Origin of the sequence: Cohnella ginsengisoli, from assembly GCF_029525555.1 — a bacterium.
GTDB classification, from domain to species: Bacteria; Bacillota; Bacilli; order Paenibacillales; family Paenibacillaceae; genus Cohnella; species Cohnella ginsengisoli.
On record NZ_JAPDHZ010000003.1, the window covers coordinates 510,067 to 533,859 of the forward strand.

Consider the following 23,793-nt stretch of genomic DNA (forward strand, 5'->3'; position numbering starts at 1 on the left):
CCCACCTCTTCATTTTAACTGAAGTCGCGAATATGTTACACTTCGCGGTAGATGCCTTTTTATATGGAAAAGAGAGAAGGAACCCGAATGAACGAGCAGCTGCAGCACGATAAATCGCGAATCCGCGACGCTATAGATGCCTATGCCCCGAAGCTCCGCGAGCTTGCCGCCTTTATCGCGGCTCACCCCGAGCTTGGCCACGAGGAAAAGCTGGCCTCCGCCCGCCTGACGGAAGCGTTGGAGGAACTCGGCTTCGCCGTTCAGCGGGGCACGCTCGGACTCGAGACGGCGTTCGTCGCGGAGTACCGGTCCGCCAAGCCGGGGCCGACAGTCGCCTTGCTCGCCGAGTACGACGCGCTGCCGGAGATCGGGCACGCCTGCGGGCATCACTTGATCTGCACGATGGCGCTCGGCGCGGCTGCGGGACTGCTGCCGCTGCTGGCGAAGACCGGCGGCACCCTCCGCGTATACGGAACGCCGGCCGAGGAGACCAAGGGCGCCAAGGTGGACATGGCCGCTGCCGGCTTGTTCGACGACGTGGACGCGGCGCTCATGGCGCACCCGTACCACAGCTTCGAGCGCTCCGGCTCTTCGCTCGCGATGGACGCGCTTCAATACGAATTTTTCGGCAAGGCGGCGCATGCCGCGGCTAATCCCGAGGACGGGATCAACGCGCTGGACGCGGTCATCCAGCTGTTTAACGGCGTCGGCGCGCTGCGTCAGCAGACGCGGAGCGACGCCCGCATTCACGGCATCGTCTCGCACGGCGGACAGGCGCCCAACGTGATCCCCGACTACGCCGCCGCCCGGTTTTACGTTCGCGCCAAGAGCCGCGCCTATACGGACGAGCTCGTCCGCAAGGTGAACGCCTGCGCGGAGGCCGCCGCGCTCGCGACGGGCAGCAGGCTCTCCGTCAGCAACTACGAATATTCGTACGACGAGCTTCGCACGAATGAAGCGCTGTCCGATGCGTTCACCGCCAACCTGATCGAGGGCGGCGTCCGAGCCGAGGAGATCGCGACCGGCCACGACAACGGGTCCCTCGACCTGGGCAACGTCTCGCTGCGCTGCCCCGCGGTGCACGGCTACGTCAAGGTCGTCGACGCCCCTTACGCGCTGCACTCGGTTGAATTCAGGGACGCCGCGCAGCTCCCCCCGGGCTTACGACGGCATGGCGTTCGGCGCCAAGACGCTGGCGCTAACCGCCTATGACGTTCTGACCGACGGTGATTTGCTCTCCCGCATTCGCGCGGAATTCGCGGACGCGGCGGGGAGGCGGTAGCGTCAATCGATTTTGAGCCCATCCATTCTTGTGAAAACGCGTGTCCGAAGCATCCCCGATACTGGCTCGGGGTTGCCTCGGACGTTTTTTTGTTTGGCTATTTTCTTAGTATTGTAAATTTATTATTAAAAATGAGGAATATTTAGCTAATTTTTTGTTCGAATTTAATAATTATTTTACAAACCCTCTTCTTATTCAACGGCCCGCTCCCGATAATTACAAGGCAGGGAAGTGCGCTGCTCATCTACATCAGGGAAATAAGGGAGCGATCTACGATGTTTGTCTCAGTAAAGGTCCGGTTAATTTTGCTTTTCGCAGTGCCTTTGCTGCTGTTTGCCGGCACGGCCGTATATTTGCTCCAATTAATCGGTTCAAACACCAATCGACTGTCCGATACGCTATACGAGACCGCCTACCGCTCGACGGTGTCCGTGCTCAGCTCCGACCGGGATATGCAGCAAGCGCTGTCCGACTACTTGCAGATCCGCTACGCGAACCTGCCGGCCGAGGAAGAGAAGGCGACGCTCGCCGATTACCGGAGCAAAGTAAAAACGATCAACGCGGCGATTGCCGACGCGATGGATATCATGAAGCAAAACGGACTGGAAAAACTGGCGGATCCGAAATCGGGACAGACGATCAGCGAAATCATGGTGAACTTTCAGAACGGATTCCGCGTCTGGTCGCAGCAAGCGTCGGTCACGCTGCAGCAGGAGAAGATCAACCCCGAACAGGAGAGCGTGCTGCTCGCCAAGTTCCGGCAAGGCCGGGACAGCGTCGGCGCGTTCGGCGAGATCATGACCAAGTACGCCGAGGACGAGACGGGCCAGATCCGCAAAGATACGAAGTCAACGTCCACGACCGTCTACGTCGCTTTGATCGCCATTTGGATCGTGTTCATCGGTTCCGGCGCCTGATCTCATCCTCACGCTCAACAGGACGATCGGCAACGTGTTGCGCAAGACCCGGTCGGTCGCGGCCGGTAATCTGGCCTTCGCTCCGCTCGACAAGTACGGACGGGACGAGCTCGGCCAGATCGACCAATCGGTCGACGGCATGATCGCGCAGATTCGCGGACTCGCGGAGAGCATCTCCTCGCACACGCGCGTCGTCGAGTCCTCTTCGCAGACGCTGGCGGCCGGCGCGGCCGAATCCGCCCAGGCTACGCACGAGACGGTCGCCCATATCGGCGAGGTCCGGACGCAGACCGAGGTCCAATCCGCCATCGCGGAGGAGACCAGCAGAGCGATCGAAGAGATGGCGCACGGCGTCGGCCGCATCGCGGACAGCATGGGGACGATCTCCGGGCATACGGCCGAAGCCGAAGACATCGCCGAACGGAGCAACGGCAAGGTGCGTACGCTAAGGCTTCAACTGGAAGAGATCCTCGCCTCCGTCAGAGAGTTGTCCGAGATTGTCGAGCAGCTCCGGGACAAGTCCGGACGCATCGGCACGATCGCGGACAACATCACCGGCTTCGCGGCCCGGACGAACATCCTCTCCCTGAATGCGTCGATCGAAGCCGCCAGGGCGGGCGAGCACGGCCGCGGCTTCGCCGTCGTCGCGGAGGAGATCCGCAAGCTCGCCGCCAGCTCCATGGAGTCCGCCCACGTCATCAACGAGCTGATCGAAGATACGCAGAACGGCATCGCGAGCGCAGCCGAGCATATGGACGCGACGCTCGCGCGTTCGGAGAACGGCGGCGCGACGATGGACGAGGTCGAACGTGACTTTTCGGAGATCGTCCGGTCCGTCAAGCAGGTAGCCATGCAGGTAGCCGAAGCCTCGGCCGTCACCGAGCAGATGTCCGCCGGCTCCGAGGAAGTCGCGGCCAGCATGGAACAGGCCTCGCGCTCGGCGCAGGAAAACGCGAGCAAGACGAACCTCGTCGCCGCGTCCGCTGACCGGCAGCTCTCGCTCAGCGAAGAGATCGCGAGCGCCGCGGCCTCGCTGCAGCAGGTCGTCGGCAGCCTGACGGAGGCGGTAGGCAGGTTCAAGTGGTAGCGAATTAAAATGCGACGTGTCATTATTCTAGCCGGGGCAAAGCAGTCTGGGCGGAATAAGGGTACGTCGCATCTTTATTTATCAAGATTATCGCGCTAATCGCTAGATAAGAATGCGCCGCGTCGTTGTTTGCGCGTAACCGCGTACTTCCTGCCAAAACCAACGTCAGTTGATTCTGCCGGTCCCGCTCATACTCGAAGGTACGACGATTCACATGCTTGCCGTGCGTCGAGAAATCGTCGATCTCCCAGTCGACGAAATGCGGCGGGCGTACGAAAGCAAAGTCAAGGTAGAAGGAGCCGTCGCGATGGTTCGAAACTTCGTATTCGGCATGCAGAAAATCGAGGCTGCCGTTCAGCGGCCACCAGATCTCCTTAGCGAACAGCTTCTCTGACTCTCCGTGTCCTTCCAAGAGTCGACGACGCGCTTCTCCGTTTCGCTTTTTTGCTTGGTCGGCCAACCAAACCGCATGATGCTTTTCAAAAATGTCCATGACCTTATCTCCCCCTTCCTACGGAGAACGCAAAAAACCGCCGTCTCCATTAGGAGAGGCGGTGTGCTTCACTCGCGTTCGATAGCTATAGCATACCCGTCCGAACAGGCTTAATCAATCGCCATTTAAATACCAGCCAGCGCATGAGCCGACCGAAAGGAATCATTTTTCCATCTAACTCTTCGCAACCTCGTCCGCATACGCCCGCGCGAGCTTCGCCAGCGCCTTGAAGTCGCCGTCCGCGACGAGCTTCTTGTCCACCAGGTTGCCGCCCAGGCCGACGGCAACGGCGCCGGCGTCCAGCACGGACCGGATGTTCTGCAGGTTCACGCCCCCTGTCGCCACCATCGGGATATGATTCAGCGGCGCGCGGATCTCCTTGAGGTAACCGACGCCAAGACTCCCCAGCGGGAATACCTTGACGGCGGATGCGCCGGCCTTGTAAGCCGCCACGATCTCGGTCGGCGTCATCGTGCCCGGCCATACCTCGATGCCTTGTTCGACGCCGAATTGAACGACCTCCAGATCGAGATTCGGCGAGATGATGTATTCCGCGCCAGCCGCGGCCGCTTCCTTGGCCTGGCCCAGATCGAGCACCGTGCCGGCGCCGATCCGCATGCGGCCCTCGTAGCGCTCGCGGAACCGCGAGATCATGCCGAGCGCGCCGTCGGTGTTCAGCGTCACTTCGAGGAAGACGACGCCTCCCTCGGCCAGCGCTTCGGCGGTCGCGTCTCCCTTGTCCTCCGGGATGCCGCGGATAATGGCGACGATCTTGCTCGCCGCCAGCGACTTCATCAGCTCGCTCTGCTCTCTGCCCGTCGTCATCGCGCCAGCCAACCTCCGTCCACGCACAGCACATGGCCGTTCAGATAGTCGGACGCGGCGGAAGCGAGGAACACGACCGGCCCCTTCATGTCTTCAGGCTGCCCCCAGCGGCCTGCCGGGATACGGTCGGTGATCGACTGGTAGCGGGCTTGGTCCGCGACGATCGGGGCCGTGTTGTTGGTCGTCATGTAGCCTGGCGCGATCGCGTTGACCTGAATGCCCTTGCTTGCCCATTCGTTTGCCAGTGCCTTGGTGATGCCAGCGACGCCATGCTTGCTCGCCGTGTAGCCTGGCACGTTGATGCCGCCCTGAAACGTCAGCATCGAGGCGATGTTGATGATCTTGCCGCTGCCGCGCGCGATCATATGACGGCCGGCCAGCTGGCTGAGGAAGAAGACGGCGTTCAGGTTCAGATCGATGACGTCGAACCAGTCCTTGGCCGCATGATCGGCGGCCGGCGTGCGCCGGATCGTGCCCGCGTTGTTCACGAGAATATCGACGCCGCCGAAAAAGGCCAGCGCCTTCTCGAACACGCCTTCCAGCCCGTCGAGCTCGCTCAGATTCGCGGAGATCTGCTCGATCGTCCCGCCCGCCTCGCGGACGGCCGCCACGGTCGCGTCGCAATTGGAAGACGCGACCGCGACGATCTTGGCGCCGGCCTCCGCGAGACCGATCGCCATCGCCTGGCCCAGTCCGCCGGAAGCGCCGGTGACGAGCGCCGTCTTGCCTGTTAAATCGAACAACATGGCTCTATCATTCCTTCTCTTGGTTAATAAGTAATCTCACGCCGGCTTGCCTGTATTGGGAAGCCAACCCGGGCGAGAGCCCGGCATCGGTGACGATGGCCTCGACCTCGGTCAGCTGCGCGAACGTGAACAAAGCGCCTTGTCCAAACTTGTGATGGTCCGCCGTCACGTAGGACAGCTGGGCAGTCTCGATGAGGGCGCGCTTCATTTCGCTGAATTCCCCCCGTATAGATCGTGAAGCCGGAGTCCGGCTGAACCCCCGTTGCCGCGAGAAACGCCTTGCGGATATTCAGCTTGCGCACGTATGCGACGGCATCGGATCCGACCAGCATGTTGCGCACGCGGTAGCCGCCGGGCACGACAAGGCGTATGGCGTCCTTGCGCACGAGCTCGCTGATGATGACGATGTCGTTGGTCACGACGGTCATCGGCTGGTTCGGCAACTGCCGGGCCATCTCCTGCGTCGTCGTACCGCCGTCTAGCGCGACGATATCGTTAGGCTCGATCAGGGACACCGCCAGCCTCGCGACCTCCGCCTTCTCGGCGGCGTGACGCGCGACCGGATTTTTGAACGACAGGATCCCAAGCTGGTCGGCCTGCGCGAGCACCGCGCCGCCGTGCATCCGCTGCAGCAGCCCCTTTTCCTCGAGCTTGGCCAGATCCTCCCGGATCGTTTTCCCCGTCACCTCAAGCCGTTCGCTGAGCTCCGCCACCGTGACCTCGTTCGCGGCCAGCAGCATCTCCATGATCATCTCGTGTCTGCGCAGAGGGTTCATTGCGAATCTCCAATCCTAGCGATTTCCTTCTATTTTATATCCTTCATGGCTACCGGATCCATATCCTCGAAAATTTGATTCTCGCCCGCCATGCCCCAGATGAACGTGTAGCTTGCCGTGCCGACGCCGCTATGGATCGACCAGCTCGGCGAGATGACGCTCTGCTCGTTGCGCACGGCCAGGTGGCGCGTCTCCTGCGGCTCGCCCATCATATGAAAGACGACGCCGTCTTCGGGCATGTCGAAGTAGAAATAAACCTCGGAACGGCGATTGTGCGTATGGCTAGGCATCGTATTCCACATGCTGCCGTCCTTGAGCAGCGTCATGCCCATCACCAGTTGACAGCTCTGAATGCCGCCGGTGTGGATGTACCGGTAGATCGTCCGTTCGTTCGAGTTGGTCAAGCTGCCCAGGTGATTCGGCGAAGCTTCGCTGATCGCGGCCTTCACCGTCGGGTAGGTCTTGTGCGCCGGCGTCGAATTCATGTAGAACTTGGCAGGCTGCGCGGCGTCCTCGCTCGCGAATATGACTTCCTTCGCTCCGAGGCCGATATAGAGGCAGTCCTTGCTAGCCAGCGCGTATACCTCGCCGTCGACCGTCACGCTGCCCGCGCCCCCGACGTTAATGATGCCGATCTCCCTGCGCTCCAGGAAGGTCGCCGCGCCGATCGCCTTGGCGTCCGCTTCCAGCTTGACGGTGCCGTTTACCGGCAGCGCGCCGCCGACGATAAAGCGGTCGACATGCGTGTAAGTCAGCGTCAGCTGGTCCGGCTTGAACATCTCTTCGATCAGGAACTCCTCGCGCAAGCGCGCCGTGTCGAATGCCTTGACTTCACGGGGATGGGACGCATAACGGTTTTCCATGGGTTTAAAAACCTCCGATTGTTTATTTATGTTCAAATAAGTTTGTATGGGTTTATATTAATGCAGTATCGGTTCATTTACAACCTAAAAAACAAAAAAAGCAAACGACAGCAAAAAATATGCCATGCCCCCTCATTGCCGCATGACTCTACGAATATTGACAACGAATTACATGAAATGTTACTCTGAGATCACGTTCGTTATTAAGAACATGTATTTGGAACTACATTCGCTCTATTTTAACTTTATACGATCTTTCGAAAACGTGCTCGTTCTTTCGAACGAACAGGCGGATCGAATCGAACTGATTTTCTCTACACAATTGCATATCGGATGGAGGAAGCGAATGAGCGCAATAGCCGGCATTTATCAATTGCTTGGAGAACCTCTCGGAGTCGAATCCGGCCGGCGTCTCATGGAAGAACTGCAACGCTATCCTTCCGACGATGTGCATACTTGGCAATCCGAAAAAGTGTTCCTAGGCTGCCACGCGCAATGGATTACGCCCGAATCGGTTAACGAGGAGCTTCCTTTTTTACGACAGGGAACGCGCGATCGCGATTACGGCGGACGCCATTATCGACAATCGCGCGGAACTTTTCGAGAAGCTCGGCGTGCCGAGGGAAGATCGCCTCTCGATGCCTGACAGTCTCCTGATTGTTCTGGCTTACGATCGATGGGGCCAGGATGCTCCCCGTCACCTGATCGGCGACTTCGCCTTTATCCTATGGGACGAGAGGAAAGGGATGCTGTTCGGAGCCAGGGACTTCTCCGGGAGCCGGACGCTGTATTACCACCGATCTGCACAAGCGCTCTCTTTCTGTACCACGATCGGACCGCTGCTTGCATTGCCGGGCACGGACAAGCAACCGAACGAACAGTGGATCGCCGATTATCTGGCCATCCCGATCACGGTCGATTCAATCGACTGCGAGTCTACCGTCTATAAAAGCATCGAACAGCTGCCCCCCGCCCACAGCTTTTCAGTCATCGACGGGCGAATCTCGCTATCCCAATTTTGCGAGATTCGTCCGAATGCCGGCGCGATCCGCTTCAAATCGGATGAAGAATACGAGGAAGCTTTTCGCGATGTGTTCACGACCGCCGTGAACGATTGCTCGCGTACCCGTCTTCAACTCGGATCGCAGCTAAGCGGAGGACTTGATTCGAGTTCGGTCGTCAGCTTTGCCGTCCGTTCGCTTAAGCGGGAGAACAAGCGGCTCCACACATTTAGCTATTATCCCGTCGACGACTTCGAAGACTTTACGGCCTCGAGGAACCGCATGGCGGACGAACGTCCGTTTATCCGGTCAATCGTCAATCATGTCGGAAATATAGAGCCTCATTACTTGAACTTTCCGGACAAGAGCCCCCCTTTCCGAAGTGGACGACTGGCTGGAATTGCTAGAAATGCCTTATAAGTATTACGAAAATACGTACTGGCTCAAAGGGATTTTCGAAGAGGCGAGCAAGCATGGGGTCGGCGTCGTCCTCAACGGCCAACGCGGCAACTGGTCGATTTCTTGGGGGCATACGATCGATTATCAAGCCCGGTTAATTCGTCAATTCCGATGGATGCAATTCGCTAAAGAATTCGTGCTGTTTTGCAGGAATCACGGCGCTCGGAAGAGCAGCTTGCTGGGCCAGGTCTCTCTAATGACGTTCCCGGGCATCGCTCGTATGATCTCGCCAAAAAAGACGGCTCCCTCCCTCATCGATCCGCAATTCGCCAAGCGCAGCGGCGTCTTCGAGCGGATGGAGCCGTACGGGCCGAGCCTATTGGGCTCGCAGCTTCAGAATGCATACGACGTACGGGACGATCTGTACAAGCGGTTGTTCTACTGGAACATCAACGGCGCAAGCGAGACGCGACTCTCGTTGAAGTACGGCGTCTGGGGACGGGATCCGACGAACGACCTTCGCGTTCTGCGCTTTTGTCTCTCCCTGCCCGATGACCAATTCGTTCGCGACGGCGTGGATCGTCGACTCATCAGGCGGGCGACGGAAGGCTATTTGCCCAATAAAGTACGCTTTAACAGGCGATTGCGCGGCGTGCAAGGCGCCGACGGCGTACACCGAATGATGCCGGAATGGAACGGCTTCATTACCGAAGCGCAGCAGCTGATCAAGGAGCCTCACGCGAAGCAATACCTGAATACGGCACAGCTAACGGCTTCGTTGGACAAGCTTCGAGGCACGCCGCGCGCCGATCACGTATTTGACGAAGACTTTAGGCTCTTGATGCGGGCTTTAATTTTCAACCGCTTCATGAAGCGAACCTTTGAAGGGAGGTGACTCTAACATGGCTAAACAAGAATGGAAACAACCGGCTCTTGAAGTGCTGGACGTAAACATGACTGCTGCAGGTCCCGGCAAAGGCGTACTGGACCGCTACCAACCGGATCGCGACGATCCCGTCAGCTTCGATCCGACCCTGCCGCGCGTACCTGGCGATAGCTAGGCCGCTAGACGCATGTTCGCCTCCCCCCAAAGAGGCGAACATGTGCTATCTCAGCATTATTTGGAGTGAAGATCCGTGACCGCAACGAATGGTCTCTTCTTATATACGGCTTTCGGCCTCCAGGTGCGGAGCGAGATCGCCCTGCCTGAGCTGTTCGCTAGCGACGGCAAGACGTACACGCCCGAGTCAGGGGTTATGGTGAGACGGAGTTCGTTGGAGGAAACTTGGCAGAAGCATGCAGGGCCGGAAGACTACTTTGCGGTGCTTGATACCGAGGTTTTGTTCAGCGTTCCCGAAGTGGGCCTTTTCGCTGCCGAAGGCGGACATACGATTCACGTCTCCCCTTTCCCCGGAGTCGCCGAGGAGCGTCTGCGAATGTACATCCTCGGTACGGGAATGGGGCTTATTTTGCTTCAAAAGCGGATTCTCCCGCTTCACGGAAGTTGCATTGCCGTGGATGGCCGAGCCTATGCCATCGTCGGACAATCGGGCGCTGGCAAGTCGACGCTATCGTCCGTTTTATTGGATCGAGGCTACAAGCTGCTTAGCGACGACGTCATTCCGATCGTCCTCTCGGATCAAGGCCCACTCGCCTTTCCTTCTTACCCGCAACAGAAACTGTGGCAGGAGAGCTTGGACGCCCTTGAGATATTCCGCGCGGAGGGCCGCCCGATCTACAATCGAGAGACGAAGTTCGCCGTCCCGGCGCATGATCATTTCCATCGGGAGCCGCTTCCGCTTGCCGGCGTATTCGAATTGGTCAAGACGGATGACGATCCATTCATTGCGCCAGTGCCCGTTATGGAAAGATATTACATGTTCTTCGATCATACGTACCGCAATTTCTATGTGAATCGCGGAGGATTGATGGCATGGCATTTCAGCACCCTTAGCAAGTTCGTGAACCGAATCGACGTCTATCGGATCGGTCGATCGACGAAGGCTTTTTCCGCTCGCGAATCGGCGGATCGTATTTTGAATGTTATCTATCAGGAGGGACAGCGCGATGAATAATCAGCCGGTTCAATGGACGCCGACCGATCGAATCGAGCAATCGAAAGATCATATCGTTAGCGATATGGACGGGGAAAAAGTCATGCTTAGCGTACAGAAGGGAAAATATTATAACTTGGGCGAGGTTGGCGGACGCATCTGGGATCTGCTAGCCTCGCCTTGCACCGTACAACAATTAATCGATAATCTTCTCGCGCAATATGAGGTGGAACCCGAGACTTGCCGCGCGCATGTCGCGTCTTTCTTGGACACCCTGTGGTCAGAAGGCTTGATTTGCCGCGCTTCGGCATCATGAACCGCTTTAAAAACATCCTGCTGTTCTTCAAATTGAATAGACGAGATGCCTTGCTCTTTATCGAAGCCTACGTCTATCTGGGATGGGCCCGATTGCTGCTGTTATTTCCATTCGCGAAAATCTCTCCTAAGTTGGGTCAAAAGGCGTCGGAGACATCCGAGCTTCACCAGCGAGAGGAAGCGGTTTTGACGTTAAAGCATATCTCCAGCGCGGTAAACATTATGAGTCGCTACACCATCTGGGATAGCAAATGCCTCGTCAGAGCGATTGCCGGACTGAAAATGTTAGCTAGACGCCGTATCGACAGCACTTTATATCTCGGAGTGGCAAGAGATGAGGCGGGACAACTTATCGCGCATGCCTGGCTGAGGAGCGGCTCTTTTTTATGTCACGGGCGCGGAAGAGATGTTCCGCTTCACCGTCGTCGAGAAATTCGCCAAGGTCACAAGGAGCCTCTAATGAGATCGTTCGCCTATTATATGAAGCAGCTTCATCATCACAGCGGCATGCAGCTCTACGTGAATATTATCGGGATGGTTATCAATAGCTTCTTAGAGAGCGCAGGCCTTCTTTTGCTCGTACCCATGTTGGGCGTAAGCGGCATCATCGCATTCGATCCGGAATCGCTCGGACGTCTCGGCTTCTTGAGCGAACTTCAACGATTCCCGCAGTCAACGGCAATCCTCCTTATTTTAGGAATCTACTTGCTCGTTGTCATTGGCCAAAACGTTCTCTATCGGACGATAAATATCCGAAACATGGTCATTCAGCAAAATTACAGCCGTAAACTCAGGTACGACACCTATCGAGTTCTCCTCGGCGTTCAATGGAAATATTATTTAAGCAGGCGTACATCCGAGCTCGTACACTTGTTAACGACAGAACTGGCACGTGTCATGGGCGGTATCAATTTGTTCCTGACGTTCATTACTTCGCTTCTGTTCACGCTCATTCAGATCGGCGTAGCCTTCTGGATCTCTCCGGGCATGACCGTAGCTATTCTCTGCTGCGGCGCCCTGCTCGCGTTATTGTCCCAACGGTACATTCGCAAATCCAAAGCCTTAGGAAGCCGCGGCTCCCAGCTTGCGCAACAATATTTAACAGGGATCTCGGATCAACTCAATGGCTTTAAAGATATCAAAAGCAATACTTTAGAACAATCGTGGTTGAAATGGCTCCAAAATCTGACTTATGGCACGATGCAAGAACAGCTGGAATATATTCGTCTAAGGATGAATTCACAATTTCTCTACAAATTATCCTCCTCATTGCTTATTGCATGTTTTATTTTCGTTTCGTATCATTACTTTCATACTCAAGGTCAAAGTATACTAATTGTAATCTTGTTGTTCGCTCGTTTATGGCCTAGATTTACGAGCCTGCAATCTAATTTGGAACAGATGGCCTCGGCCTTACCGGCGTTCCTAGCCTTGCAAAAACTCAACGATGAATGTATGACGTGGTCCGAGCTGGGAATCCTGAATGCTGACGATAAAGCAGAAGCGGTAAAACCTCTTCGCATCTCCGAAGGAATCGAATGCCGCAGCTTATCCTTTAGATATCACTACGACCAACCGGTCTACGCCCTTCAGGATTTAAATCTATGGATTCCCGCTAATCGAATGACGGCAATCGTCGGCAGTTCGGGAGCGGGCAAAAGCACCTTAATCGATGTCATAATGGGCTTAATGACAGGCGAATCCGGCCAACTTCTTGTTGACGGACAATCGATAAACGAACACAACTTGTTGGCTTACCGTCGTGCCATTGGCTATGTTGCCCAGGATCCCTTTTTTATATCACGCAACGATCCGCGAGAACCTGCTCATGATCGACCCCGACGCCAGTGAGGATCGGTTATGGGAAGCGTTAACGTTTGCCTCCTCCGATGAATTCGTTCGCAAGCTGCCGCAAGGAATCGATACGGTTATCGGAGAACGCGGCATACGATTGTCGGGCGGAGAACGCCAGCGCATCGTATTGGCGCGAGCCATTATTGGCAGACCGTCCATTCTCGTCCTTGACGAGGCAACAAGCGCGCTGGATACCGAGAATGAACGTAATATTCAATTGTCTCTGGAGCGTTTAAAAGGCTCTATGACTGTTCTTGTTGTCGCTCATCGCCTATCGACCGTTCGCAATGCCGATCAAATCGTCGTCATTCAAGACGGAACTGTAGCCGAGAAGGGTACATATGAAGAGTTGATAGCTGACGCAAACGGCGTCTTCAGACGACTGGCGAGCAATCAAGGCATAATGGAGGGAATCGCATGATCGGAGAAAGAATCCAGATGCTTCGCAAAACAAAGAAACTCTCGCTCACCGAGCTTTCGGAAAAGGCTTCGGTTGCCAAATCCTACCTCAGCTCGATTGAGCGAGGCATTCAACAAAATCCGTCTATCCAATTCCTCGAGAAGGTAGGCGCTGTTCTCGGGATTTCGGTAGAGGAGTTTCTTCAATCCGAAGAGAAGCAAGCTGCCGCCGAATCAATCAATTCCCTGGACGTCGAATGGGCAAGCCTCGTGAAAGAGGCCATGGCTTCGGGCGTGAGCATCGAGCAGTTCAGGGAATTTCTTGATTTCAACAAGTGGAAAAATCAGAAATGACGACAACAACCGCACTTCCGTAAACCTGGATCCGTTACGGCAGCATTATCATAGATAATGCTTCTTGGAAGTTAGACAAAGATTTGCGAATATCATCGATCGACATTCCCATTTCGCGCGCATCAAGAATAAGCGCTACCCATTGCGGATCCAATTGTTGTTCGTTCAAATTCTGGATAAGTTCCATTGATTTCAAGCCTCCGATATTGAAATCGGCCGGTTGCACCACTGACTCCACGCGTTTAAGGTGCCCAGATAATAAACGCACTTCATCGTCGCCATTTATTAGCAGTTCTATTCTCATTATATATGAGTCTTGCGAATTAATGTCGTCGAATCTTGTCTCGATTTTAAAGATTTTTTTTGTCTTATTTTGTCGAATGAGTGTCGTAATCCGAAAAAAATAGGCGGAATCTATATCCGCCACTATCTTTAGAACTATTTCACTCCCGATACAGTATCATTTTTCGCTAATCGCCTGCTCCACAACGCTAGCAGCCTCAAAGCTCCGCTTTATAATTGGCTCTAGTCTTCCCAAAGAACTTGCCCAGAATCGAGCGGACGATCCCCGCCAAGTAGGCATATTCCGTCGTCCGGAAGAACACCAACCAATAGATCGCCGATACAACCAACACGGTAATGCCCCCTTTTTCAATGAGAGGAACGAAACCAGTCGGGTGAATGAAGTCCGATAGTTTTTTCGCTGCGAAAAATGCGCCTAAACCGACAACAAGGTAAGCGGCATAAAGTCTGTAGTGCTGCCAGATGGAGCGGCGGAATACTTTCTTGTACACGAGGTAAGGCGTCGTCCAGAAAGGAAGCGCTGCTGCGCTTATAAGCGATCCTAGGAAGATTCCCGTTATCCCCATATGCTTGACTAGAAGGAATGAAGCCAGCAAGCTGATCGCGGCTTGACCCAGCGGAACGAATCGATCCTCATGGAAAATGCCCGAAGTCGTTTTTACAGTTGCGATCGAGTTGCGCATCCCCCGTTCGAAGAACATAAAGAGAAGCAGGATCAGCACGGCATTGCTCATCAAATAGTCTGAACCGATCCAAATTCGGATAAAAGGCTGAATTAAGATGTATAACAAAATGGCGCACAGCGAGTACAGCCAGAAGCTAAGCATAAGCATGACCTTATACACGCTATAGACCTTTTCTTCGCTTTCCTGCGACACAAGATTACCTACGCTGTGATACATGTTGTTAAACACTTGGTAAATAAACGTTCGTCCAATCTCGATCAGCATTTTGTAATTGGAATAGAGACCGACTGCCGCTACGCTGACGTAGGCGGAAATCAAAATGTTCTCTGTACCGAGAACGAGATAGCTCCCGATGTTCTGCAGGACGATCGCTTTAACGTTTTTGACAATGCCGCTTTTGGTCTCGGCGTCTAGTTGGCCGGATACCTTTTGACGAAGATACGGATACTTTCGGTTCGCGATTAACGTCAATGAAGCAGCGGTGAGTAAATTCAGAGCGCTGTCGACCAGGAGAAAGAGAATGTAATTTTTGCTGTAGTAAAGGATGGCAATCTTCAGGCAGGAGGAGACCACGGAAGAGATCGTAAATGCGATCGTGACGATGTATCCTTTCTGGGCTACATTCAGGAAGGCATTCTTGTAAGAGAAGAAATATGGCGTTACCGTATTAAGCAGAAAAATCAAGTATATTCCCGTAATATTCGGTACTTCGGTATTCTTAACGAACAAGTCCAAAAACGGAAGCAACGCTAGACCAAGCGCGGCTACGACTAGCGCTATGGCAAGATAGGCATACTTATACAAGCGCATGAGCCGTTTGATCTTCTCTTGATCATTGTCCGCGACCGGCTTATACAAGCTGTACATGATACTGGCCCCAATGCCGGCTTCAGCAAGAGAGAGCATAGCCAGAATATTCGTAAATAGCCCGTTAACCCCCAGATACTCGGCACCAAGGCTATTTATAAATACGGTTCTTGAGATGAAGCTAAGCAGCGTAATGACGAGTTGATTGCCAATCCCCGCTGCGATATTGACAATTGTATGTTTTACTCTCATCGCCGGCTCCCGCCCTTAGAACGTTGATACACGTGAGCCGTTCGGATGCCGAACCCCTGCGCGAACGGCAAAATGTCGAACAACATGGAATACACGCCGATATCTTTCGTATCCCCCCTGCGAGAAATCTATGGCGCCGTCGCGTCTCGTTATTGTCATCAGATAATGGATCGCCTTCTCAGCGGCTGCCGAGGCAAGACTCGAGACTTCTTCAATCTCAGCTGCGTTGATCAAAAACCAACCTAAAGTCGCGGTCGCAGAAGAATCCGCCCGAGATTCGGGTCTGGTTACGGTCCAGTTCCATTGTCCTCGCTCCTGTTGACAACCTGCGGCTGCCCGAGCGAACCGGATCACCGTCTGCTCCAAAACCTTCTTCGCTTCATGGCCGGCCGGGAGCTCTCTCCAGGCATCGATAAGCCCTATGGCAAACCACCCTAGTCCCCGCCCCCAGCCATACAAACCAAGCGGCGCATGATTCGTGATGCGGTATGCGTGGCAAGGAATGAAGGCTTCTTCCAGCATTCCGTGTTTCTCGTATTCTTTGATTTGCTTGACGGCTAACTGTATGCATTCCGGGCGATTGTATCTTAACCCGTATACGACGAGAAAAGGACAAATAAACCCGATCGTATCGACATAACGATAATCCTTCATCGCCTTGCGATACATGACCGTGCCATCCTCTCCCAGATGCTGCTGGATCATGTGCCAAGTCGCGTCCCAGGCCGGACGGTACTTATCCTGATCGACGGATAGCCATGTCATTGCCGCATATGCCAGAATGGCCCCGTCTACATGCTGCGGCGTATCGCGCCATTCGCCTTTGTCATTGAACTTGGCCGCCAGGAAAGAATCCACTTGTCTGCGCGCATCCGCATCTTCACCCGTATGCTGGAACTGCTCCGTCATTCCCAACAGGAGCGCGGCCTCCTGCCAATGCTGTATCGCGCTCCTGGCGTAATTCCCCTTCAACATATCCAACAAAACGAATCGGGTGTTATCCGTCACTTTAATTGTGGGCGTCCGCTTCAGCCATTTCGTGCCGATTCGGGTGATGGATGACACCCATTGTTCGGTACTGGCGTATCTCCCTATATATATTCTGCCCGTCCAAGTTCTCGCGATCGGAACGAGATCGACGGCGAGGACGATTAGAACAACGATAAGTAAACAGGATGCAATAATCGAATAAACCATATGCGCCCCTCTCTCTCTAAAATAATTGGTACAGCTTCTTGATCTCGGACTCCGTGCCTAGAGTCTCTTCGGCAAGCCGGCTGGCGAACGCCGCTCTAAGTCCCGCGTCTTCCAACAGGCGCCGTACCCCTTCACTGATCGCCTGTGCATTCATTTTCACGATAAGACCGTTGCGTTCCGATGCGATCTGATCCCGAACGGTTGAGAAGTCGGTTACGACGATCGGCTTATGAAGGATTTTAGCTTCGTCTATCGCGATCGACTTGCCTTCGAATCTGGAAGGCTGCACATAGATATCGGCTTCTTTTACATAAGGATAGGGGTTCTCCCGGAGACCGAGCAAGATGAAGTTGTTCTCAAGACCCTTCTGCTTGATTAACGCCTCCAGCTTGCCGCGCTCTTCTCCCTCCCCGATTACGTACCATTTCAGGTCGCAGCCTGCATCCCGAAGAAGCTTGCAAGCTTCCACCGCAAGATCGAAGCCCTTCTGCTCGTTAAGCCGACCGACAGAAACTATCCGAAAGGCTGTATCCCCGTTTTCATTCCATTCAGCTTTCTCTGCAGCCATTCTCCGGATGACTTCGGCAGAGACAATGTTTTGAATGACTCTTACCTTGTCCGCATACTGTGGAAAGCGTTCTTTTAACACGCTGCCGCACTCTTCGGATACCGTAACTATAAAATTTAACTTAGCAAAATATTTTTTGTCTAATTCAGGGTCCATGCCTAATTTATTATAATCATTATGTACATAACCAAGTTTTCGAGCGGCATTGACTTTATCGATAATGTAGTAAATTGGATTTTTCTCCAAGTAACCAATAGCTACATGGTAGTTCTTAGTTAGCTTAGGAAGAGCGTGCGATACATACTTCCATGATCGCTGCTCGCGTACGGCCGGCCTCTTATCCGTACGAAATAGGTATCCCACAAGCACTCGAAAAATAGCTAATAGAGGTTTGCCTTTTTTCAAGGCACCCATGATAGCCTTCTTAATGGACATATCGAAATAGGCATATAAGGGAGGTTCCGGGAGCAAGTGAACCTGTGGAGGCAATTTGTTCATAAATAAGCCTTCATGTTTAAACAAAAATAAATCTACGTCGTATTTAGAATAATCGATGGTCTCGAGCAAAGAGATTAATGCTTTTTCAGCTCCGCCAACGGTTAATTTGTTCATGACGAACAATATGCTTGTCTTCACGGACTGCCTCCTAGGCCAACAACCTATACAATTTATCAATCTCTGTTTCCGTTCCGAGTTGGAGAGTCGATAAATTGTCGCTCAACTGTTTCCTAAGTCGTTCATCGTTAATAAGTCTCTCTACGCCTCTCGCGACTGCTTCGGCGTTCATTTCGACGATCAATCCGTCAACTTCGTTTTTGATCTGATCTTTGGCCGTGCTGAAGTCGGTAACGACGATCGGCTTGTTCATGATCTTGGCCTCATCGATGGCAATGGACTTCCCTTCGAATCTCGACGTCTGCACATAAATATCAGCCTGAAGAAGATAGGGATAGGGATTTGACTTTAATCCTAAAAGATGAAAATGTGCCTCCAAGTTGTTTGTTGATATCAGCTCCATTAATGGAGCTCGTTCTACTCCCTCGCCAATGATGTTCCATTGAACGTCGTAGCCCCAGTCGATTAATTTTTTGCACGCTTCGACAGCCGTTTCAAAAGATTTTTGATAATGCAATCTTCCAATCGACAAAATCACGACCTCTTTTTTTCCCCTTGAAAAAACGTCCGTGCGATCGGCGTCAGCTAAACGGCGAATCACCGCCGGCGATACGATATTGTGAATGACGCTGACCTTTTTGCTTATTTCAGGAAAACGCTTATGAAGAACGGCGGCGCATTCTTCCGAAACCGTAACGATTTGATGCAGTTTCCGGAAGTATAAACCGTCAAAAGACGCATCCATCCCCATTTGATCGTAGTCGATATGAACCCAACCGATTTTTTTTCGAGCGGATACTTTGTCTACGCACATGTAGGTGGAGGTCTTTTCCAAAAATCCAATGGCGGCGTCATATTGATCGTCAAACGGCGGGAAGCATTCCGATAAGTACTTCCAGTTGTATTGCTCGCGAATAGAAAGGTTGTCCCGATATCGATGCCTAATGCTATATAAGATTCGATTAAACGCGACCCTATAGTAACCTTTTGCTAAAAGCATAAATACGGATTGGTGCGCAGGCTGCGAGAATAATCGGTATTGCTCCGGAAGCGGGAGCACTTTTACTTCGCCAGGCAAGTGTTCCATGAATAATCCTTGGTGGTTCAAAAGAAAAAGGTCCACTTCGTACTCGCTATAGTCAATCTGATTCAACAAGTTGACTAAACTTCGCTCGCCGCCACCCGAGGATAAACTCGGTATGATAAAGAGCAGTTTTTTTTTCATAGCCCTCACACCAACTCGCTCAGATAGTTTACGGCTAAATAAGACATTCGTTGAACGCGGGGAATCGACTCCGACAGCTTGCGTCTTAGTTCGCTCTCTTCGGCGACCATCTCGTCGTACTTGCTCTTTAGCTTGCTTCCTTCGGCGATTTCCTGGATGCCGAGCACGAGCTTCTCTTCTCCGAAGATGTCCTTGGCGATTCCCTTGGACTTCACGCTATAACCAAGAACCATGGTAGGAACGCAGTTCGAGTAGGCGGCAATGGTGGCGTGCGTACGGGCGCCGATGAAGAAGCGCATTCTCGCGATATAGCCTTTATATTGGACCGCCGTCAGATTGTCGGGCAGTAGGACGAGCCGTCCGGTATGCTTGAACTCTTCGTAATAATTTTTTAGAACCTCGTAATCGTTGTTGCCAGTCTCCATGACATGAGGGGTCAATGCGATCGTCATATCCGAAGTTTGAATGATATGCTGGATGAGCTCGCGAACCGCTTCTCTCGAAGCCTTATTGCGCGACCAGACGAGAGGGCTGAAGTTAAGGCCCACGGTGTTCCCTTCCTGCCAGCCGTCGGGAAGCGGCAGTTCCTCCTTCGCCATCGTGAAGGCCGGATCGGCGATCAGCTTCACGTTGCGAAGCCCCTTCCCGGTCAGCATCTCGTATGTCAGCGTCTCCCGCGCCAGGATGAGGTCGAATTGCTTCAGGTCCTCCAGCTTGCGCTCGGACATGTCCTCTTCGCCGATCGAGCATCCCCAGAGGACAAGCTTTTTACCTTGCGCTTTCACGCGACGATCCACTTCGTACCAACCGGGCTGCTCGCCGTAGCAATAGTTATCTCCGCCAATGGAGAGGCAAATGTCAACGTCACGGATACGATCGATAATGTTTCGGTGAATCTTGCCTAAAGCGTAGGACTCGTCCTTCAGCAACTTAATTCGCAACGCCGACAGCAACCAACTTGGGGTGTAAGGCTTAATCTTGCGATCCGCCCCGTCATAAATATGATCCAATTGCGTAATGACGCGGTCCGTATCCGGCCTCCCGGAAGCAAGGTACACCTTCGACTCTGTCAACTTCTCCTTAATAATGGCGGTGGAGGAGCGAACGATCGCTTCGCACCCTCTATTCAAGCTGCCTCCGTGTGCAAACATCAATACCTTCATTTGCGACTCCCCCTATCTACTGGTTTCTCATTCTGCTATACCAAGCTAACGCATAAAGGCCGGAAACGGACCTTCTGCGCAACAATTTAACCATCAGTCGTTGATAGCCTCCCAGGGAGGCGTATTCGGCTTTGCAGTAAATGGGCAACGAATCCCGCACGGCCGCGTGGCGAACGGCATTCCGAACGTAGCGATAGCGCTTCAGAATACCCATATCTTTCGATGGGGCGAAATAAATATGGATGAGCGACAGCATCGTATGGACGAGACGAATCGCTTTGAGACTGCGCATGTCCGCTTCGTTCATCAGTTGCTTGTATGCTTCAGGCGGATCCGACTCGAAAACTTCGATCGCTCTTCTGAAGTAATCCTTATCTCCGATGCTGCGCGTGGCGCTTCCCGGTCTCTCCTTGTATAAATATCCGGCGTAATCGAGATAGAACATGGAACGGGCACGGCAGAATATCTCCATGTTAAACAAGCCGTCTTCGCCAAGCGTCACGCTCTTGGGAAAACGTATAACGTCGGCTTCGATGATCTCCGTCCGATATAATTTGGTGCATACCGTATTGAGGTCGTCCGACTTCAGAAAATAAGGCAGCACGGCGGCCTCCACGTATTCTCGATCCAACGCGATTCCCGCAGGAAAAGGATAGCGGGTCTCAACGCGATGCTCCCCCATTTCGCTGATGAAATTCGATACGACCACATCGCAACGATGCGCCGTCGCCGCTTGATAAAGCCTCTCGAACAGATCCGGCGCTGCCGTATCGTCGGAGTCCACGAAGCCGATATATTCGCCCTTCGCTATGGCCAGTCCGGCATTGCGAGCCATGCTGACGCCTTGATTCGCTTGATGAATCACTCTAATTCTGGGATCCGATTGCTGCAGCCGATCAAGCAGCGTTCCACTTCCATCGCTGGAGCCGTCATTGATGAAAATAAACTCGCACGCTGACAGAGACTGGGTCAGTAACGAATCGACGCAAGCGGCCAGAAATGGCTCCGAATTGAATACAGGTACGATTATGCTCACTTTGACTCGCATGGCGCTAAGCCCCGCCTTTCTTGGAGGCTAAGGCTATGCTTGCGTACAGCTTCTCCAAACCTTCGCTCCCGCTATAGTCGGTTCTTAAGCAGTTAGCCGACAGCTCCGACCGCAACGCCTCGTCCCTGTACAGACGCTCAATCCCGTCCGCAATCCCCTCTACGGACAGTTCGGCAATCCAACCGTCGATACCGTTGCGGACTTGGCTCGCCGCCGTCGTATAGTTCGTAATTAACACCGGTTTGCCGAGCACCTGCGCTTCCGTTACCGTCACCGCCTTGCCTTCGTACCTGGAAGGCTGCACGTATAGATCGCCCGTCCGGATATAGGGATAAGGGTTCGTCTGTTTTCCAAGCAGAATGAAGCGGTCCTCCAGACGATTGTCGGCTATCAGCTCCCGAATAGCGTCCTCGTCCCCGCCATAGCCGACAACGTACCAGACAATCCGGTCCAAGCCTCTGTCGTTCAACAGCTTCATCGCCCGGACGGCGTTGTCGATTCCTTTCGCATGCGATAACCGGGCCACCGTAATCAATTTAAAGCGATCGTCCCGCTCCATCGGGTTATCCGTCGGCTCGTTCGACAGCTTGCGTATCGCTTCGGTAGAAACGACATTTTCGATCACGACGACCTTCTCCCGCAGCTCGCCGTACTTGGCGAGAAACGACTCCTTACAGGCTTCGGACACGGCAACGATGGAATCGAATTTGCTCCACATCGCCAGGTCCATCTCCCGGTCGGTAGCGATCGTCGAATAATCCGTATGAATCCAGGCGATCTTCATGTTCGCTTCTACCTTGTCAGCCACATAATAATGAGGCCATAAGTAGCTGATGGCCGCATCGTATTTCGCCTTCGATTTGGGGAGAAAAGGAAGCGTGTATTTCCACATCAGCTGCATCTGATAGTAGCCAGGCTCGGGGATGCCTCTCCGCTCGCCAAGATACTTAACGTGAAGCTTGGATAATATTCTTCCGATTCCGATCGCGAAGTGCCTGTTTTTCATTACCTCTGCTACGGATTGGCGGAAAGTCGCGTAGGCGCGTTCTTCCGGAAGAAGGTTCGCCCGATCGGATAGCAGCGCCATGAAGTCTCCCTGATGACGATATAACATCAAGTCGACGGAATGACGACGGTAATCGAAACGGTCCAGCATGCCGGCCAAGCTTCGCTCGACTCCGCCCACGTCCATATCGTAAGAAGCGATCAAAACGCTTTTCATTGACGGACACCCGCCATCTTCCGCCATGCCCATAGGAAGGGACGCAGCGGGAAATAGAGTGCGTGCAGCGCCTTCGGCAACGGCAGCGTCTCCGCGTCTTCCGGATACGGGAACAGAAAGCTGATCACGAACGTCAATTTATGCCGAAATGCCATTAAAGCGTACAAATGCCGCTTATGAAAACGATCGACATCCTCTGGTACGGGATTCGTATGCAAGTTCACGACACGCTCCATATAAAACACCGCATCCTGAGCAAGCCGCTTCGCCCTTTGCAAATCGGCCATAGGGGCCAAATCGCCCGGCACCGGATCTCCGAACACGTTAGAAACCAGCACTAGCGCTTGCCCTCCGACATGGTAATAACCATGTTTGCGCAGCAATGCGACCAAGCGATCGGTATCTCTCGGTTGTTGCAGCCATAGCCGAATGTCCAGCAGCCAGCGCAAACGCGACCAACCGTGTCTCGCGCCGTGCGATACGAGAAACTGAAATAAATCCTCCCGGCCTAAATAATGAATCGGTTGGCTGCTGATCGTGCTTATTCTTCTGCGGTTCCACAAATCTTCGAAGTCGGGCTCCCCGGACGGGGACGGGTGGAATCTCCAGTGCAATTCTACTTTTACGTTTTTAACCGGGTGATAGAACGCAGTATGGTGGTGTCTCCACTTCCAATCGTTCAATACGGTATGTATGTATTCGTCCTTCACGTATCCTAGAGAGGTCAGCAGTTCCTCTGCTTGCGGCAGGTTCTGCAGGGGGATCAGCAGATCCAAGTCGCAGGAAGTTCGCAGAGACAAATCGTTGTACAAGTCTACCGCAAGCACCGGCCCCTTTAAAAAAAGCGCGCGAATCCCGCGTTCTGACAGATGATGGTCGATGACTTGCATCTCGCCGCTTAATTGGAGCATGAGGAACGTATTTCGGCGGTATTCCGACTGAAGATATTTAACGACACTCGCGGGAATGCGAGGGTCGGGCGAATTTTTGATTCGATGATAGAGATAGGGATCTACCCTGTGGTGCTTGGCCAAATCGACAAACGTATTCCAGTCGGTCTCGTCGAAAAGTGCGTCCGGAATTTCCGTCGAATCGGATTGATTCTCAGCTCCAATCAAAGCAAGAAGGAGCCGGATCTCGATCGGCAGCCCTTGCAATTGAAGGGGGGGACGTGCTGCTCATGGAATTGCTCCTTCGTAATGCTAATAGGCGAACAGCATGATTGTCGCCGCACATGTTGTTCTTTTTAACGAACAATTACAGCGTAACATTGGAGCTGTAAAGTTGTCAATTATCGGTTAAAGAATGTCACTTTATGAATCTTTATACGTTCAAGTCCGCT

Annotated in this window: 19 protein-coding genes, 5 pseudogenes and 1 riboswitch; of the genes and pseudogenes, 10 read left to right on the forward strand and 14 right to left on the reverse strand. The window is 53.5% G+C overall.

Going from position 1 to position 23,793, the window contains the following annotated elements:
* The first annotated feature begins 87 nt into the window (after positions 1-87).
* The 3 genes and pseudogenes from OMP38_RS13475 (at position 88) to OMP38_RS13485 (ending at position 3,286) form a co-directional block, all read left to right on the forward strand.
* A pseudogene (locus OMP38_RS13475) lies at positions 88-1,282 on the forward strand (M20 family metallopeptidase).
* Between the two features lie 275 nt (positions 1,283-1,557).
* The gene (locus tag OMP38_RS13480) at positions 1,558-2,199 is read left to right on the forward strand and encodes a hypothetical protein (RefSeq protein WP_277565614.1); all 642 of its coding nucleotides are present in this window, start codon (positions 1,558-1,560) and stop codon (positions 2,197-2,199) included.
* Between the two features lie 34 nt (positions 2,200-2,233).
* Positions 2,234-3,286, forward strand: a complete 1,053-nt coding sequence (locus OMP38_RS13485; RefSeq protein ID WP_277565615.1) for a methyl-accepting chemotaxis protein — start codon at positions 2,234-2,236, stop codon at positions 3,284-3,286.
* 22 nt (positions 3,287-3,308) lie between these two features.
* Here the strand turns inward: OMP38_RS13485 and OMP38_RS13490 are convergent, their stop codons facing one another.
* The 5 genes and pseudogenes from OMP38_RS13490 to kduI all read right to left on the reverse strand — a co-directional run bounded on the left by OMP38_RS13490 (position 3,309) and on the right by kduI (position 6,989).
* Complete coding sequence (locus OMP38_RS13490) at positions 3,309-3,779, reverse strand: hypothetical protein (RefSeq protein WP_277565616.1); 471 nt, start codon at positions 3,777-3,779, stop codon at positions 3,309-3,311.
* Between the two features lie 174 nt (positions 3,780-3,953).
* On the reverse strand, positions 3,954-4,604 hold the full coding sequence (locus tag OMP38_RS13495) for a bifunctional 4-hydroxy-2-oxoglutarate aldolase/2-dehydro-3-deoxy-phosphogluconate aldolase (RefSeq protein WP_277565617.1): 651 nt from the start codon (positions 4,602-4,604) through the stop codon (positions 3,954-3,956).
* On the reverse strand, positions 4,601-5,350 hold the full coding sequence (gene kduD, locus OMP38_RS13500; RefSeq protein ID WP_277565618.1) for a 2-dehydro-3-deoxy-D-gluconate 5-dehydrogenase KduD: 750 nt from the start codon (positions 5,348-5,350) through the stop codon (positions 4,601-4,603). Before kduD ends, OMP38_RS13495 begins: the two co-directional genes overlap by 4 nt.
* A 7-nt stretch (positions 5,351-5,357) precedes the next feature.
* A pseudogene (locus OMP38_RS13505) lies at positions 5,358-6,126 on the reverse strand (DeoR/GlpR family DNA-binding transcription regulator).
* Positions 6,127-6,155: 29 nt separating this feature from the next.
* Positions 6,156-6,989, reverse strand: coding sequence for a 5-dehydro-4-deoxy-D-glucuronate isomerase (kduI, locus tag OMP38_RS13510; protein WP_277565619.1), 834 nt, complete (start codon positions 6,987-6,989; stop codon positions 6,156-6,158).
* Positions 6,990-7,335: 346 nt separating this feature from the next.
* Between kduI and OMP38_RS13515 the strand changes: the two are divergent.
* The 7 genes and pseudogenes from OMP38_RS13515 to OMP38_RS13545 all read left to right on the forward strand — a co-directional run bounded on the left by OMP38_RS13515 (position 7,336) and on the right by OMP38_RS13545 (position 13,365).
* Positions 7,336-9,284: pseudogene (locus tag OMP38_RS13515) on the forward strand (asparagine synthase-related protein).
* A 7-nt stretch (positions 9,285-9,291) separates the two neighbouring features.
* The gene (locus tag OMP38_RS13520; RefSeq protein ID WP_110468917.1) at positions 9,292-9,450 is read left to right on the forward strand and encodes a paeninodin family lasso peptide; all 159 of its coding nucleotides are present in this window, start codon (positions 9,292-9,294) and stop codon (positions 9,448-9,450) included.
* A 75-nt stretch (positions 9,451-9,525) separates the two neighbouring features.
* Positions 9,526-10,464 (forward strand): phosphoenolpyruvate carboxykinase (ATP), encoded by a 939-nt coding sequence (locus tag OMP38_RS13525; RefSeq protein ID WP_277565620.1) that lies wholly within the window; start codon positions 9,526-9,528, stop codon positions 10,462-10,464.
* On the forward strand, positions 10,457-10,759 hold the full coding sequence (locus tag OMP38_RS13530) for a lasso peptide biosynthesis PqqD family chaperone (RefSeq protein WP_277565621.1): 303 nt from the start codon (positions 10,457-10,459) through the stop codon (positions 10,757-10,759). The genes OMP38_RS13525 and OMP38_RS13530 overlap by 8 nt, the downstream gene beginning before the upstream one ends.
* Positions 10,756-11,218: pseudogene (locus OMP38_RS13535) on the forward strand (lasso peptide biosynthesis B2 protein). The gene OMP38_RS13530 and the pseudogene OMP38_RS13535 overlap by 4 nt, the downstream one beginning before the upstream one ends.
* Positions 11,218-13,033, forward strand: a pseudogene (locus OMP38_RS13540) (ABC transporter ATP-binding protein). Before OMP38_RS13535 ends, OMP38_RS13540 begins: the two co-directional pseudogenes overlap by 1 nt.
* Positions 13,030-13,365 carry a helix-turn-helix domain-containing protein gene (locus tag OMP38_RS13545; RefSeq protein ID WP_277565622.1) on the forward strand — a complete coding sequence of 112 codons (336 nt, stop codon included), beginning with the start codon at positions 13,030-13,032 and terminating at the stop codon, positions 13,363-13,365. Before OMP38_RS13540 ends, OMP38_RS13545 begins: the two are co-directional and overlap by 4 nt.
* A 34-nt stretch (positions 13,366-13,399) precedes the next feature.
* On the opposite strand, the gene OMP38_RS13550 is transcribed toward OMP38_RS13545, so the two are convergent.
* The 9 genes from OMP38_RS13550 to OMP38_RS13590 all read right to left on the reverse strand — a co-directional run bounded on the left by OMP38_RS13550 (position 13,400) and on the right by OMP38_RS13590 (position 23,608).
* The gene (locus tag OMP38_RS13550) at positions 13,400-13,552 is read right to left on the reverse strand and encodes an anti-repressor SinI family protein (RefSeq protein ID WP_277565623.1); all 153 of its coding nucleotides are present in this window, start codon (positions 13,550-13,552) and stop codon (positions 13,400-13,402) included.
* Positions 13,553-13,570: 18 nt separating this feature from the next.
* Positions 13,571-13,654: riboswitch (cyclic di-GMP riboswitch) on the reverse strand.
* A 211-nt stretch (positions 13,655-13,865) separates the two neighbouring features.
* Positions 13,866-15,413 carry a lipopolysaccharide biosynthesis protein gene (locus OMP38_RS13555; RefSeq protein WP_277565624.1) on the reverse strand — a complete coding sequence of 516 codons (1,548 nt, stop codon included), beginning with the start codon at positions 15,411-15,413 and terminating at the stop codon, positions 13,866-13,868.
* A gap of 15 nt (positions 15,414-15,428) precedes the next feature.
* Complete coding sequence (locus OMP38_RS13560; protein WP_277565625.1) at positions 15,429-16,610, reverse strand: glycoside hydrolase family 88 protein; 1,182 nt, start codon at positions 16,608-16,610, stop codon at positions 15,429-15,431.
* A gap of 16 nt (positions 16,611-16,626) precedes the next feature.
* Entirely contained in the window at positions 16,627-17,814 is a 1,188-nt protein-coding gene (locus OMP38_RS13565) for a glycosyltransferase (RefSeq protein ID WP_277565626.1), read from the reverse strand.
* A 10-nt stretch (positions 17,815-17,824) separates the two neighbouring features.
* Entirely contained in the window at positions 17,825-19,018 is a 1,194-nt protein-coding gene (locus OMP38_RS13570) for a glycosyltransferase (RefSeq protein WP_277565627.1), read from the reverse strand.
* Positions 19,019-19,023: 5 nt separating this feature from the next.
* A complete protein-coding gene (locus OMP38_RS13575) occupies positions 19,024-20,181 on the reverse strand; it encodes a polysaccharide pyruvyl transferase family protein (RefSeq protein ID WP_277565628.1) in 1,158 nt (385 codons plus the stop codon).
* A 16-nt stretch (positions 20,182-20,197) separates the two neighbouring features.
* Complete coding sequence (locus OMP38_RS13580; protein ID WP_277565629.1) at positions 20,198-21,229, reverse strand: glycosyltransferase; 1,032 nt, start codon at positions 21,227-21,229, stop codon at positions 20,198-20,200.
* Positions 21,230-21,233: 4 nt separating this feature from the next.
* Positions 21,234-22,451, reverse strand: coding sequence for a glycosyltransferase (locus OMP38_RS13585; protein WP_277565630.1), 1,218 nt, complete (start codon positions 22,449-22,451; stop codon positions 21,234-21,236).
* Positions 22,448-23,608, reverse strand: coding sequence for a nucleotidyltransferase domain-containing protein (locus OMP38_RS13590; protein ID WP_338130510.1), 1,161 nt, complete (start codon positions 23,606-23,608; stop codon positions 22,448-22,450). The genes OMP38_RS13585 and OMP38_RS13590 overlap by 4 nt, the downstream gene beginning before the upstream one ends.
* Positions 23,609-23,793 lie beyond the last annotated feature (185 nt).

What these genes read in the sequence shown, in the direction of transcription:
- OMP38_RS13580 (WP_277565629.1), bottom strand. Translation starts at nt 21,229, where the DNA reads ATGCGAGTCAAAGTGAGCATAATCGTACCTGTATTCAATTCGGAGCCA.
- OMP38_RS13545 (WP_277565622.1), top strand. Translation starts at nt 13,030, where the DNA reads ATGATCGGAGAAAGAATCCAGATGCTTCGCAAAACAAAGAAACTCTCG.
- OMP38_RS13495 (WP_277565617.1), bottom strand. Translation starts at nt 4,604, where the DNA reads ATGACGACGGGCAGAGAGCAGAGCGAGCTGATGAAGTCGCTGGCGGCG.
- OMP38_RS13550 (WP_277565623.1), bottom strand. Translation starts at nt 13,552, where the DNA reads ATGGAACTTATCCAGAATTTGAACGAACAACAATTGGATCCGCAATGG.
- OMP38_RS13530 (WP_277565621.1), top strand. Translation starts at nt 10,457, where the DNA reads ATGAATAATCAGCCGGTTCAATGGACGCCGACCGATCGAATCGAGCAA.
- OMP38_RS13490 (WP_277565616.1), bottom strand. Translation starts at nt 3,779, where the DNA reads ATGGACATTTTTGAAAAGCATCATGCGGTTTGGTTGGCCGACCAAGCA.
- OMP38_RS13585 (WP_277565630.1), bottom strand. Translation starts at nt 22,451, where the DNA reads ATGAAAAGCGTTTTGATCGCTTCTTACGATATGGACGTGGGCGGAGTC.
- OMP38_RS13570 (WP_277565627.1), bottom strand. Translation starts at nt 19,018, where the DNA reads ATGAAAAAAAAACTGCTCTTTATCATACCGAGTTTATCCTCGGGTGGC.
- kduI (WP_277565619.1), bottom strand. Translation starts at nt 6,989, where the DNA reads ATGGAAAACCGTTATGCGTCCCATCCCCGTGAAGTCAAGGCATTCGAC.
- OMP38_RS13520 (WP_110468917.1), top strand. Translation starts at nt 9,292, where the DNA reads ATGGCTAAACAAGAATGGAAACAACCGGCTCTTGAAGTGCTGGACGTA.
- OMP38_RS13560 (WP_277565625.1), bottom strand. Translation starts at nt 16,610, where the DNA reads ATGGTTTATTCGATTATTGCATCCTGTTTACTTATCGTTGTTCTAATC.
- OMP38_RS13555 (WP_277565624.1), bottom strand. Translation starts at nt 15,413, where the DNA reads ATGAGAGTAAAACATACAATTGTCAATATCGCAGCGGGGATTGGCAAT.
- OMP38_RS13480 (WP_277565614.1), top strand. Translation starts at nt 1,558, where the DNA reads ATGTTTGTCTCAGTAAAGGTCCGGTTAATTTTGCTTTTCGCAGTGCCT.
- kduD (WP_277565618.1), bottom strand. Translation starts at nt 5,350, where the DNA reads ATGTTGTTCGATTTAACAGGCAAGACGGCGCTCGTCACCGGCGCTTCC.
- OMP38_RS13575 (WP_277565628.1), bottom strand. Translation starts at nt 20,181, where the DNA reads ATGAAGGTATTGATGTTTGCACACGGAGGCAGCTTGAATAGAGGGTGC.